We start from the raw sequence: 11,377 nt of genomic DNA, 5'->3' as shown, positions 1-11,377 counted from the left end.
AGAGCGACAGCCTACCTCTGACTGCCGCCAATCTTTGCAACAGAGCCGGGACGTCGACGTCGGGCTGCAAACCGAAGCCGGGATGCCGCATAAGCGCGATCTGCGTTGCCAGACCGAGGCGGTTGGCAGGGCGATAGCGGCGACCGACCAGTTCGAGATCCTCGGCGGCAAGGGTATAGTGGCCGACGATCGCGGTTTCGTCATGGGGGATATCGAACAGGCGACGCCTTTCTTCTCCGGTCAATAATCGCCGCCGCGCCATCCTGCCTCCATCCCGAGTCGAGAGCGACAGGCTAGCGTCAATCTGGAGTATAGCCTAACCGGACGTCAGGATGCAGCGGCGGTTTCTGTCAGGATAGGGTTATGGCAAGCATTTATTGACGCATGTTCCGCCGTGTCATAGAATTCAACCTGACATTTTGACCGGAGGCGGCGATGAAAGGCCAGAGGATCGGTTACGTCCGGGTGAGCACATTCGATCAGAATGTCGATCGCCAGTTGGACGGGCAGTCGCTCGACCGGATTTTCACCGACAAGGCATCGGGCAAGGACATCAACCGCCCCGAACTCGATGCCATGCTCGCCTTCGCCCGCGAGGGTGACACCGTCGTGGTCCACAGCATGGATCGATTGGCGCGTAATCTCGACGATCTGCGCAAACTGGTTCAGTCCCTCACCAAAAGAGGCGTCCGGATCGAGTTCGTGAAGGAAAGCCTGGCCTTCTCGGGCGAGGATTCCCCGATGGCCAACCTGATGCTCTCGGTCATGGGTGCGTTCGCCGAATTCGAGCGCGCCCTGATCCGGGAGCGGCAGCGCGAAGGCATTGCGGTCGCCAGACAACGCGGTGCTTATCGCGGGCGGAAACGTTCCCTCTCCGACGAAATGGTCGCCGAGCTGCACCGCCGTGTTGATGACGGCGAGCGCAAGGCCGTCATCGCCCGTGACCTGGGGATCAGTCGCGAAACCCTCTACCAGTATCTCCGCGCTGCCACCTGAGCCGGTTTCACCCAGCCTCGCTCACCCTTAGGCTTGTCTGATTGATACGACCAATGTCACGTCTCTTGAATTGCTTGAATCATATCAATGAGGATTGGAGGTCTCCTTCGTCAAACGAATGGCAAGAGCGCGACCGATTGCCGCTGCGGCGACTGGCTGGACGGCGCTTGGCGGAAATGGTGCAACCGAACTAGCATTGATCTCGCAAAGCGCATAGGAGCCATCGCTGATGGCTTCACCAGGGCGAAATAGGAAGTCGGCGTCCCAAAGAAGCGGAAGATCGTGGTCGACGATCGACAGCAACCTTTGCATCTCTGGAATCCAGCGATCCTCCATCGCTTTCCGTAAGGCTGCGAAGCGCGTCACCTCCGGTCCGAACATGGCGCGGCCCATCGGCTGTGGGGTTGACGACGTTGTATCAATGGCCGTTGGCGTCATCAGCGCAGTGATCAGGTTGTGCCCAAAGCCAACCACTCGGTGCCCGCACACGTAGCAGCGGACCATGCCCTCGGACGACTGCGGCTGATAAGCCTGATCGATCAGCACGCCGCCGTCGTTTAGAAACGGCACCCACCTTTCCAAGCACTCGGCTAGGCTGATGCGCTCCGATTTGCTTCCTTGGCGGGCCTCTTGAACTTTCACCGACGTTTTCAAAGCCGGAGCGTTTCCCGCTTCGTCTAGTTGGACACGCCATACATTCCTGCCGCCGTTGCCGTAGTTCGGCTTCAGCACGCGCGGGCCTGCGGCAAGATGTTCGGGGAAACGAGCGCGAAGGCCTTCAGCGTCCACGTATCGATCGACATCGCTGCCCCATTCCATGGATCGCGTTGTGTAGAGCACTTCCTTGACGCCGATTTTGGCGATCACGTCAGGATGCGCGCTGACGACAACGCCGCACCCCGCGACTTCGCGCAGCATTGGATCGAGCTGCGAGCGGTCGCCTGAAATGTCCAACGGATTCACCCAGACCAGCACTGCGTCGCACGACAGCAGCTCGTCCCGAATCTCGCGAACCGCCTCGTCCCTGTACAGTACAGGCCTTGCGGTCGCCCCGAGCGCCCGCAAGGCCTGCATTATCGGCCACTGCCGGGCTTCATGAAAGCGATGCGTCCACTCGGCTGCTTGCCCACGCCAAAGAAGAGCGATGTTCGGGCCGGATGTCATTGTTGCATCTCCCCATCGGACCTGTCCCCTTTGTGGTCGCGAACTCAGGTGTCGCGCAGCAGTGGGTGTTAAGCCACGGCGGTCGGGTTCAGCCGCCGCCGCGCAAAGCCGCGGCATAGCGCCGGTCGACCACTTCCCAGTCGATGTTGCGGAAGAAGGCGTCGACATATTTGGCGGCGGCGGTGCCGTAATCCATGTGGAAACTGTGCTCGTACATATCGAGCGCGAGCAGCGGCACGCCGGCAATCGCACCGTGCATATGATCCCACGCCCAATGGTTGTGCAGCGAGCGCGTGTGGAGATTGTAGACGAGCACGCACCAGCCCGATCCGCCGGCAAGGCTCATCCCGGTACGGCGGAAGTCGGCTTCCCAGCGGTCGAACGAGCCGAACGCCGCGCCCAGCGCGTCGCGGATGGAACCGGCTGCCTGGCCGTTGCCGCCGAGCCCGTCGAAATAGACCTCATGGAGCACGACCGAGCCGGTGCGGTGCAGCTCCTCGCGCTTCAATCCGCCATAGACCACCGGCGGCAGGTCCGTGTCAGCGAGCGCGGCGGCAAGTCGTGTCTCGATCATATTCAGGGCCTTGACCGAGCCCGCATAATTGTTCTCGTGGTGCGATGTGATCAGCCTTTCGGAGAGGCCGTGAAGCCTGGCGGGATTGAACCTGAGCGGCTTGACCTGATGATTTCCGGCAAAGGCGGGGACAGCCGCCGGCGCTGCGGCCGGCGTCTGCGCAGAGGCTTCGTTGATAGTCATGGCGGCGGCTCCGATGCCAAGAGTTGCGATTGCACTGCGTCGGGAAAGATGGTCGATCGTCACGCGTCACTCCTTCAGATGATCATTACATATGCGGCCCCGAGGACCGAGCAGACGCCGAGCACCGGCAGCATGCCGGCCTTGAACCGGAACATGGCGAGTATCGCACCCACCGCGAGCGCCAGCGCCGGCCAGTTGACGGACGTTAGGACTGGGAGATCGATGGTGCCGGCTGCGAACGGCACTTCGCGGACTTGCTCGAACAGAGTGTGGATACCAAACCAGACCGCCAGATTGAGGATCACGCCGACCACTGCGGCGGTGATCGCCGAAAGCGCGGCCGACAATGCGCGGTTGCCGCGCAGCCGCTCGATGAATGGCGCGCCGGCGAAGATCCACAGGAAGCATGGCAGGAAGGTAACCCAGGTGGTGAGGATTGCGCCGAAGGTCGCGGCGACGAGCGGCGGCAGCCCGGTCGCTTCGCGGAAGGCCGCGAGGAAGCCGACGAACTGCGTCACCATGATCAGCGGCCCGGGCGTGGTCTCGGCCATGCCGAGCCCGTCGAGCATCTCGCCGGGCTGGAGCCAGCCATAGGTCTCGACTGCCTCCTGCGCGACATAGGCGAGCACCGCATAGGCGCCGCCGAAGGTCACCACCGCCATCTGGCTGAAGAAGGTGGCGATGCGGCTGAACACGTCGTCGGGGCCGAACGCGAACAGCAGCGCTGCGACCGGCCCGAGCCAGAGCAGCAGCAGGACGCCGGAGATGCGCAGCGACCAAGAGAGGTTCGGCCGGGCATGGTCGGGAAGGCCCTCGCCAAGAGCGGTGTCGCGGTCGTGGATTATCTCAGCGCCGGCGGGACCATGTCCGCCGCCGCCCTTGAATGCGGCGTAACCAGCGCGGCCACCGAAGAAGCCGATCAGCGCGGCGGCAAGCACGATCAGCGGGAAGGGCACGTCGAGCACGAAGATCGCGACGAACGCCAGCGCGGCAAAACCGCGCATGACGTTGTTCTTCAAGGCACGCGAACCCACCCGGACCACCGCCTGTAGCACCACCGCCAGCACGGCGGCCTTCAATCCGAAGAACAATCCCTCGACCAGCGCCACTTCGCCGAGCAGCACATAGACATAGCTGAGCCCTAAAATCGCGAGGAAGCCGGGCAGCACGAATAGCGCGCCCGCGACCAGGCCGCCCTTGGTCTTATGGAGCAACCAGCCAATATAGACAGCTAGCTGTTGCGCTTCAGGGCCGGGCAGCAGCATGCAATAGTTGAGCGCGTGGAGGAACCGCTCCTCGCCGATCCAGCGCTTCTCCTCGACCAGGATGCGATGCATCACCGCTATCTGGCCCGCCGGTCCGCCGAAGCTGAGCAGCGCGACCCTGATCCAGACGCGCACCGCCTCGCCAAAGCTGATGCCGTGCTCGTGCAGCGTCTCGACTGCGATTTCAGCGCGTGCGCTGGCCTCCATCTTTAGTCCTCTTTTCGCCGGGTGAAGTGAGCATAGAATCCGTCGAGCGCGGTCGATCCGCGCGCGATCCGCTCCTCGTCGTCGTCGGTGCCGGCACAGATGCCGGCGATAAGCGCGCTCACTCCCGGAGTTTCCGGGCGCTCGAACCGAGCATCGGCAATATCAAGGTCGTGAACAATTTCGCCGAGCGCCCGCAGCGCGGGGTCGGTCTCGAGACCGGTGAGGAACACCAAGGTCTCGAAGGAGCAGCGGTCGCCTTCGTGGGTGAACTCAGCGTCCGCCATGTCGAACCTCAGTTCGTCAGGCTCCGGCACATATCCTTTGCCCTCGACGAACTTGAAGCTCGCCTCGGGGTCGATGAAGCGGCGAATGAGCCAGGCGGACGCGATGCGATCGACATGGACATGGCGGCGCGTCACCCAAACGCGGCGCTTTAGCTCCGCCGGGGTCAGCTCGGGCGCACCGGGGCCGCTCACATCGGGATGTTGGTGAGAGCGGCGGTCCGCCTCGGTGATGGCGGCCTGTGCCGCCTGCCGACCATGCGCACCGAAAAAGTCGATCGCGGCGACCTCGTTCAGGCGTTTGCGCAGGCGGCCCACATCCGCCGCCGCGACATACTCGCCCTCACACAGCGCGCGCGCCTCGCGTGCCAACTCCTCATAGTCGGCGTCACGCGCAGCGTCGAACACTCCGCGCAGCTCCGCATCGCCCATGCCGCCGACAAGGCGCGCTTCGAGGATCAGCGCCTCGCCGCCATTTTCGGTGATCTCGCGATGCAGTTCTTCGAACAGCGCGCGCGTGTCCTCGCGATTGGGGAGCGCATGGACGGCGTTCTTGAGCGGCGCGGCCCCGATCGCCTGCAAACGCCGCCAGACCTTCACCCGCAAATAGGCAGGCTTAGCCGGAAGCTGCGGGATCAGGAGCAACCAAGGGGAAGCTTGTGTGTTTGTCATAGTTGTATCGTCACTAGCCTACAAGTGTAAGGGTTGCATCACAAGCCTCATGAGCATAGGACTGCTTATCCCGAAGAAAGAAACCGGAGCGCAATGTCGCGGCTCGCCGGCGGCGCGCTCGCATGACGTGAGGCTTTCCGTGTCGAGTGCGCTGATGAAGGATCAATTATGCTGAAAAAGACCATCGCCTTGGGATTCGCCAGCCTCCTGCTGGCAAGCCCGGCATGGGCAGCGCCGGACTGGTCGGCTGTCGACCGGGCGATAGGACGAGCGGGGGCCGAACAGCCGGGGGGCGTTCACCGCTACAGCTTCCCGCGTTCGGACCTGAGCGTTACGCTGGATGGGGTGACGATCAAGCCCTCCCTCGCGCTCGGCTCTTGGGCGGCGTTTCAGCCGATGGGCGACGAGGCGATGGTGATGGGCGATCTCGTGCTGACCCACGACGAGGTGAACCCCGTTTTGAGCCGCCTGCTCGCAAGCGGTTTTACGATCACCGCGCTCCACAATCACCTGCTCCGCTCTTCGCCTGCGACCATGTACATGCACATTGCCGGCCACGGCGACCCGGTGAAGCTCGCGGCCGCGCTCCGGCAAGCGCTATCAGCCAGTCGGACCCCGCTCGCCGCGCCGCAATCGCCTTCGGCCAGCGCAGCCGCATCGCGGCTCGACCTCGATGTGGCCGCGCTCAACCGGTTGATGGGCGGTGAGGGCAAGACGGCCGGTGGCATCCTCCAATACAGCTTTCCGCGCGCCGAGCGGCTGATGGACGGCGATATGGAGACTCCGCCGACGATGGGCACGGCGACCGCGATCAACTTTCAGCCAACCGGGGACGGCCGAGCCGCCATCACCGGCGATTTCGTACTTGTCGCAAACGAGGTCGATCCGGTCCTGCGCGTGCTGCGGACGAACGGGATCGAGGTCACGGCGCTGCATAATCATATGCTAAACGACGAGCCGCGGCTGTTCTTCATGCACTTCTGGGCCAACGACGACGCAGCCAAGCTCGCCCGTGGGCTGCGCGCGGCGCTCGACAGGATGAACAATCAGAGGAGTTGAACTCGGACGACGGCTCATTGGGCCGTAACCGCCGCCCGCCCGACCCCACGGCCCTTATGCAGGAAGTGGAATGGAACATGGCTAGCAAACGAACTCTCACTGTTGTCGCAGGCGTGGGCGCGGCCGCGCTGGCGATCGCGGGCGTGGCGATCGCGCAAAACCACGAGGCGAACGAAAACCGGATAATCGGCAAGCACAGCGAACGAGACATCCCGCTTGCTCAGGTGCCCGAGGCCGCGATGAACGCGGCACGCGCGCAACTCGCGTCAATAAGCAAAGCGGAGCAAGTCACCCGAAAGGCGGACGGAAGCACGCTCTATGAAATCAAGGGCAAGAACAGCGACGGAAAGACGATCGAACTGTTCGTCACGCCCGAAGGCCAGGTGCTCGGCCGCGAATGATGGATCAGCACGGGGCGCCGGCCGTCGAGGGCCGTGCGCCCCTTCCGAAATGATACTGCGGAATAGGAGACGAAAATGCGGCCAAGGCGATGGATATTGTTATGCGCCGCTTTGGCCGCCCTGCCTGATAGTGCGATCGGCCAAACCGAACCCGCGTCGGCGACGGGCTCGGCGTTGTTCGTAAGCTGTCAAGCGAATGAGCCGCGATGCGGCGCTTACCTCCAAGGCGTGCTCGACATGATGATCGTCGCGCGAAAAGCGGAATGCCGCGCTCCACGCTATGACCGATCGGCGCTGCGCGCGGCATATTTACGCTGGGCGGAGCAGAATAGCTATTTTATGAGTGTTCATATGGTGGCCGGAGCTGAACGCTCGTTAGCGAAGGCTTGGCCATGTCAGTAGCATCGTACCCCGCGGCGTAGCCTGCCCGGCGGCTGCCTTTGAGGGCAGGCGGAGCGTCCGCCTGGCGGTGAATTCCGCCAGCTCAACGATCCCATGTCGCGCCTCAAGCTCGCTAATTAGCCGATGTTCGCATTATGTCTGCCAAATCGTTGTCTGGCGCACAAACCTTGAGGTGACGCCTGGGAGGCTCGTAGAGCGCCGCAAGCGGTTCCGACGCCCGAAGCCTTATCCGACGCCTGAAATGGAACTAGGCGGCCCGGAAATCGCGCCTGTGGTGACGTTTCCGCCTTCCCTGCCCTCCCGATCGCAGCGCCACCTATCCGCTTGGCTTTTCTGGAAAGCCATTTGCAACGGTTGGTTTAGGCGGTGTGCTGGCGATAGGAGCGCGACGATTGCTATCATCTCCAAACAAACAAAAGTGTGCCGGCGAAGCCGGCTCCATCTCATGGGGGATGCCGGGTGGGAGGATCGCTTTAGCGATCCGGGGCGGCCAAAGGCCGCGAGCCGGCGGGGGCGAAGCCCCCAAGAGGCGGTGCTACTGTCTTTGTCGCAGGCACACACCGATGGATCTGGAGTTATCCACAGGCCGCAGGCGCTGTCGTGGCGTTAAAGGATTCTGTTAAAATAGGAATCGTTAAGTAAGTTAAGGCGGAAAAACCAAGGTTTTATGATATTCAATTCAATGGCTTATCCATTTCGCCGGTGGGTGAAACCCCGTGATTCGGTGGGTGAAACCCCGATAGTGGGGTGGGTGAAACCCCGATGGTATGGTGGGTGAAACCCCGACCCTTTTGGCAAGCGACTCAGCGACACATTCGAGTCGTCAAATGGTGGGTGAAACCCCGATAATTGCCCTCGCGAGGGGCCGGATTCACAGTTTTGCCGACCCTTTACGACTCGCTGTCCCGAAATCCGGGGCAGGCTGCCCCTGTTTCTGGGGCAGCGGTGTGTGAAACCACGATAGTTAGCGTGCCCCGCCCCGCGCGAGGCGGTCCATAAGATCGTCCACTTCCCCGGCGCGGCGACGATCGGCCTCGTAACGCTCATGGCGCTCGCGTTCGGCCTCTAGTCTAGCGTGCAGCTCGGCTGCCTCGGCCGCGCCGCGCAGCTCGAACAGTACTGCCGGCGCGCCCTCGACCGTCTTGGTCATGGTCATGGTGTATTCGGGGAGTTGGTCGGCCTCGATGATCTTCCGCAACATGCGGTTGAACTCCTTGGGCTGGGCGTCACTCCCGGCCTTCTCTCGCAGCAGTTCGACGCGGCACGTCCATCCGCCCCGCTGACTGCCGGCGTGCTTGCGCGCGATACGATACACTGCCCGCTCAAGCCCGCCTGTCAGCAGGAAATAATCGACGTGCATGGTGAGAAGCGACCGCTCGCTGACAATCCCCTCATAGACCCAGTTCGACAGGGTGATGGTCATCCCGCGCGGTTGCTCTGTCGCGGGATCGACCTCCAGGCTCCACCCGTCCAGCCACCCGAATTGCGCTTCGGTGCGGCGCTTGGGCGCGCGCAGCGACGTGCGAATGGAAGTCGTCTCCAGGCGCGACAAAGCCGCCTGCAGCTCGGTATAGTCGCGCCCGCCCGTCCCGCGCCGGATCGCCCGCAACAGGTCGTAGGTCGTCGTGGTCAGCGTCCGGGGCAGATCGTTGACGCCCTGCTCCTTCATCCGGTTGAGGACCGACGCGGCCCAAATCAATATGTCGGCGTCCCATATCGTCGCCATGCCGTAGGCGGGCATCGCCTCGACCTTCACCCACGCCTCGCCGTCCGGGCTGCGATATTCGATCGGCTTGAGGCGCTTACGTTTCTGGAGCGAGAAAAACGGGCGCTCCATCACCTCCCGCTGATCCTTCAGCGGGAGGTCGTTCATCAGCGGAATGAACAAGTCGAACGTGGGATTGGGATCGCGGCGCTTGCTCACGGGGCGAACCGGGTATGCCCGCGCGTCACGAGATATTGCCGCAAGAGCCGCTCGGTGATGACGGTCAGCGGCTCGCCCCCTTCCTCGACGCTCAATTGCCGCAAGGTGCGGTGCATGTCCTCGGGGATATGGATCAGCACGGGCTTCTTGCCGGGGTGGCTGCTGCGCCGCGCCGGGCTTTCGCCGGGATCGCTGCGCGCCCCCTGCCCTCCCCTGCCCCGTTGCTTTGGGACCGCCTCTGCCCTCGTCGGTTTGGAAGATGGCGCTGCTGCCGGCGTCGACGGCGCTATCGCTTCAGTCGCGGCCTGGGGCACAGGCGGCGGCGCAACCTCGGTTTCCGGATCATCGAAAATCCCGGCCAGGGCAGACGATTTCTTGGCCATTACGCAACCTCGCTTAGTGGCTTATTCGCATAACCGCTTAGTCGCTTAGCTTCAGCGTAAGCCGCGCGCAACTCTGCTGCCGCCTTGCTGTCAGGGTCCAGCTCGATCGCGGTCTTGCCGATCGGCGTCGCTTTGTAGAAGTCCTTGCGGAAATGCAGCACGCTATCGAACACGGCAACGCCCTTGGCGGCGAAGCCGGCGCGCGCCTCGTCCCCCTCCCCGCCCTGGTGCGGCACTTGCGTCAGGATCACGGCGAACGGCGTTCCCGCCTGCTGCACCTGCTTGACGGTTTGGAGGACCGAATGAACGTCGAGGCCGCGCGGCGCGACCGGGATCACCACGAAATCGGCCTGTTCGGCCGCGAGCATGGCGATGTCCTTCGAGTTCGCCGGCGTGTCGATGATGATAAGGTCCACCTTGCCGCTATCGCGGCCGCGTGAGACATGCAGCGGCAGGCCTGCGACGCTGCTATCCTTCACCATGACATCGTCGCTATCCCGCCGCTCTGACCAGTAGAGCGCGGACCCCTGCCGATCGTCGGCATCGAGGATCACGACCGCCGCCCCTTCGCGGGCGGCCTCGACGGCAAAGGCGGTCGCGATGGTCGTCTTCGACTGGCCGCCCTTCTGCGCGATGATAGCCCAAGTTTGCATGATGGCTCCCTACTAAGCGATTATGCGATCTATATCGCTTAGTCGCTTAGTAGGCAAGGCACGCCATTAATCGCTTAGTCGCTTAGTGGTTTATCCGCTTGGTATGTCAGGCTTCCGCGTCGCCGCCTTCATCCTCGCTGTCATCATCCAGCGGTTCATGCTGCATCTGGCCGTGATCCTCGATCGGGCAAAGCGGCGCTCCGGCCTGCTCAAGCCATTTGCGCGCGGTCCTGACGGTATAGCCGCACGTCGCGCACTCGCATTTGAGCATCCGGGCTTTCTGCTTCTTCGGCGCGGTCGACTCTCCGTCCGTGTCGAGGCGGGCATGGGGGAGGGGGCCGACGCTCTCCAAAATCGGCGCGATGGCCGCAAGAAACGCCTCGCCGGGGGTGGTGGCGCGCATCGGCCCGACTAGGCCCAGCCCAAGGGCGACTCGTTTAAACGCCTTCCCATGCCCTGCCGGGATGCCGACTGCGGCATGGACAAGCTCATGCGCGAGGATGGCCGCGATCTGCGCCGGCATCGCGTCGGGCGCGTGCGCCAGGTCCGGGCGGATGAAGATTTCAAAATGTCCGTCCGCGCTCAAGCGGTTGTCCCAGCACTCGCCGATCGCCTTGCCCTTCGCGCCTCTGCTGGTGAAGCCGATCGCCACGCGCACGCGGTCGGGCAGGGGGGCGTCCAGCGCCTCGAACAGCGGGGCCACGCCCTGCGCCACCGCATTGAGCCAGCTTTCACGGGTTTGGTGGGTCATCGTCCTTACTCCCTTCAAATCGCCTGTCCGGCGATGGCCATGCCATCGGCCGGAACACGGACGGCCAAGAACGCCGGCGAGAGAGGGGGGCAGCGGGATTCGACGGGGGTGGAGCGGCCGCAGCGCAGCGAGGCACGGCCCCGTCTAATCCCGTTGCGGGGGAGAGGCGGCCGGGACCGCCTTCCCCCTTCAAACAAACATCGACGCCGGCGCACGCCGGCACATCGCCCACGAGATCCGCGCAGCGATCTCGCCCCGCCATGTGGATCGTTACCTTGGGCCAAGACCGCTTGCGGGCTTGGGGAGCGAAGCGAGTAGAGCCACGGTGCCGCGCCAGCGGCAGGCGCTTAATCGCTTAATCGCTTAGTCGCTTATTATTATTGGCTATCAGGATTTGGGCCTTGAAAATAATGGGGTGACTACACGAAAGTGACGCATCCGCACGCTAAGCGCGAACGTATG

At 63.3% G+C, this 11,377-nt stretch carries 13 protein-coding genes; 4 read left to right on the top strand and 9 right to left on the bottom strand.

Going from position 1 to position 11,377, the window contains the following annotated elements; translation table 11 throughout:
* The coding region (locus tag ET21_RS27265; RefSeq protein ID WP_156029300.1) for a DUF4158 domain-containing protein at positions 1-262 on the bottom strand (262 nt) is incomplete at its 3' end.
* Between the two features lie 173 nt (positions 263-435).
* Here ET21_RS27265 and ET21_RS0119050 point away from each other — a divergent pair.
* On the top strand, positions 436-996 hold the full coding sequence (locus tag ET21_RS0119050; protein ID WP_017184234.1) for a recombinase family protein: 561 nt from the start codon (positions 436-438) through the stop codon (positions 994-996).
* Between the two features lie 84 nt (positions 997-1,080).
* On the opposite strand, the gene ET21_RS0119045 is transcribed toward ET21_RS0119050, so the two are convergent.
* The 4 genes from ET21_RS0119045 to ET21_RS0119030 all read right to left on the bottom strand — a co-directional run bounded on the left by ET21_RS0119045 (position 1,081) and on the right by ET21_RS0119030 (position 5,342).
* Positions 1,081-2,160, bottom strand: a complete 1,080-nt coding sequence (locus ET21_RS0119045; protein WP_157838154.1) for a Cj0069 family protein — start codon at positions 2,158-2,160, stop codon at positions 1,081-1,083.
* Between the two features lie 88 nt (positions 2,161-2,248).
* The gene (locus ET21_RS0119040) at positions 2,249-2,917 is read right to left on the bottom strand and encodes a superoxide dismutase (RefSeq protein WP_017184236.1); all 669 of its coding nucleotides are present in this window, start codon (positions 2,915-2,917) and stop codon (positions 2,249-2,251) included.
* Positions 2,918-2,991: 74 nt separating this feature from the next.
* The gene (gene chrA, locus ET21_RS0119035; RefSeq protein WP_008603799.1) at positions 2,992-4,389 is read right to left on the bottom strand and encodes a chromate efflux transporter; all 1,398 of its coding nucleotides are present in this window, start codon (positions 4,387-4,389) and stop codon (positions 2,992-2,994) included.
* Between the two features lie 2 nt (positions 4,390-4,391).
* The gene (locus ET21_RS0119030) at positions 4,392-5,342 is read right to left on the bottom strand and encodes a chromate resistance protein ChrB domain-containing protein (protein ID WP_025160483.1); all 951 of its coding nucleotides are present in this window, start codon (positions 5,340-5,342) and stop codon (positions 4,392-4,394) included.
* A gap of 168 nt (positions 5,343-5,510) precedes the next feature.
* Here ET21_RS0119030 and ET21_RS0119025 point away from each other — a divergent pair, with 168 nt between their 5' ends.
* The 3 genes from ET21_RS0119025 (at position 5,511) to ET21_RS28930 (ending at position 7,204) form a co-directional block, all read left to right on the top strand.
* Positions 5,511-6,401, top strand: a complete 891-nt coding sequence (locus ET21_RS0119025) for a DUF1259 domain-containing protein (RefSeq protein ID WP_008603797.1) — start codon at positions 5,511-5,513, stop codon at positions 6,399-6,401.
* Positions 6,398-6,802, top strand: a complete 405-nt coding sequence (locus tag ET21_RS0119020) for a PepSY domain-containing protein (protein ID WP_228165648.1) — start codon at positions 6,398-6,400, stop codon at positions 6,800-6,802. The genes ET21_RS0119025 and ET21_RS0119020 overlap by 4 nt, the downstream gene beginning before the upstream one ends.
* A 75-nt stretch (positions 6,803-6,877) precedes the next feature.
* Complete coding sequence (locus ET21_RS28930; protein WP_223178489.1) at positions 6,878-7,204, top strand: Rap1a/Tai family immunity protein; 327 nt, start codon at positions 6,878-6,880, stop codon at positions 7,202-7,204.
* 964 nt (positions 7,205-8,168) lie between these two features.
* Here ET21_RS28930 and ET21_RS0119015 read toward each other — a convergent pair.
* The 4 genes from ET21_RS0119015 to ET21_RS0119000 all read right to left on the bottom strand — a co-directional run bounded on the left by ET21_RS0119015 (position 8,169) and on the right by ET21_RS0119000 (position 10,915).
* Positions 8,169-9,128, bottom strand: a complete 960-nt coding sequence (locus ET21_RS0119015) for a replication initiator protein A (RefSeq protein WP_017503520.1) — start codon at positions 9,126-9,128, stop codon at positions 8,169-8,171.
* Positions 9,125-9,511, bottom strand: coding sequence for a hypothetical protein (locus ET21_RS0119010; RefSeq protein ID WP_017503521.1), 387 nt, complete (start codon positions 9,509-9,511; stop codon positions 9,125-9,127). The genes ET21_RS0119015 and ET21_RS0119010 overlap by 4 nt, the downstream gene beginning before the upstream one ends.
* A complete protein-coding gene (locus ET21_RS0119005) occupies positions 9,511-10,164 on the bottom strand; it encodes a ParA family protein (RefSeq protein ID WP_017503522.1) in 654 nt (217 codons plus the stop codon). Before ET21_RS0119005 ends, ET21_RS0119010 begins: the two co-directional genes overlap by 1 nt.
* 106 nt (positions 10,165-10,270) lie before the next feature.
* Positions 10,271-10,915 (bottom strand): transcription elongation protein SprT, encoded by a 645-nt coding sequence (locus tag ET21_RS0119000; RefSeq protein ID WP_017503523.1) that lies wholly within the window; start codon positions 10,913-10,915, stop codon positions 10,271-10,273.
* Between the last annotated feature and the right edge of the window lie 462 nt (positions 10,916-11,377).

The organism is Sphingobium sp. DC-2, from assembly GCF_000722555.1.
Classification (GTDB): domain Bacteria; phylum Pseudomonadota; class Alphaproteobacteria; order Sphingomonadales; family Sphingomonadaceae; genus Sphingobium; species Sphingobium quisquiliarum.
Note: the sequence above shows the minus strand (reverse complement) of the source record. Positions and strands in the feature narration are given on the sequence as shown.

What these genes read in the sequence shown, in the direction of transcription:
- ET21_RS0119050 (WP_017184234.1), top strand. Translation starts at nt 436, where the DNA reads ATGAAAGGCCAGAGGATCGGTTACGTCCGGGTGAGCACATTCGATCAG.
- ET21_RS0119045 (WP_157838154.1), bottom strand. Translation starts at nt 2,160, where the DNA reads ATGACATCCGGCCCGAACATCGCTCTTCTTTGGCGTGGGCAAGCAGCC.
- ET21_RS0119040 (WP_017184236.1), bottom strand. Translation starts at nt 2,917, where the DNA reads ATGACTATCAACGAAGCCTCTGCGCAGACGCCGGCCGCAGCGCCGGCG.
- chrA (WP_008603799.1), bottom strand. Translation starts at nt 4,389, where the DNA reads ATGGAGGCCAGCGCACGCGCTGAAATCGCAGTCGAGACGCTGCACGAG.
- ET21_RS0119030 (WP_025160483.1), bottom strand. Translation starts at nt 5,342, where the DNA reads ATGACAAACACACAAGCTTCCCCTTGGTTGCTCCTGATCCCGCAGCTT.
- ET21_RS0119025 (WP_008603797.1), top strand. Translation starts at nt 5,511, where the DNA reads ATGCTGAAAAAGACCATCGCCTTGGGATTCGCCAGCCTCCTGCTGGCA.
- ET21_RS28930 (WP_223178489.1), top strand. Translation starts at nt 6,878, where the DNA reads ATGCGGCCAAGGCGATGGATATTGTTATGCGCCGCTTTGGCCGCCCTG.
- ET21_RS0119010 (WP_017503521.1), bottom strand. Translation starts at nt 9,511, where the DNA reads ATGGCCAAGAAATCGTCTGCCCTGGCCGGGATTTTCGATGATCCGGAA.
- ET21_RS0119005 (WP_017503522.1), bottom strand. Translation starts at nt 10,164, where the DNA reads ATGCAAACTTGGGCTATCATCGCGCAGAAGGGCGGCCAGTCGAAGACG.
- ET21_RS0119000 (WP_017503523.1), bottom strand. Translation starts at nt 10,915, where the DNA reads ATGACCCACCAAACCCGTGAAAGCTGGCTCAATGCGGTGGCGCAGGGC.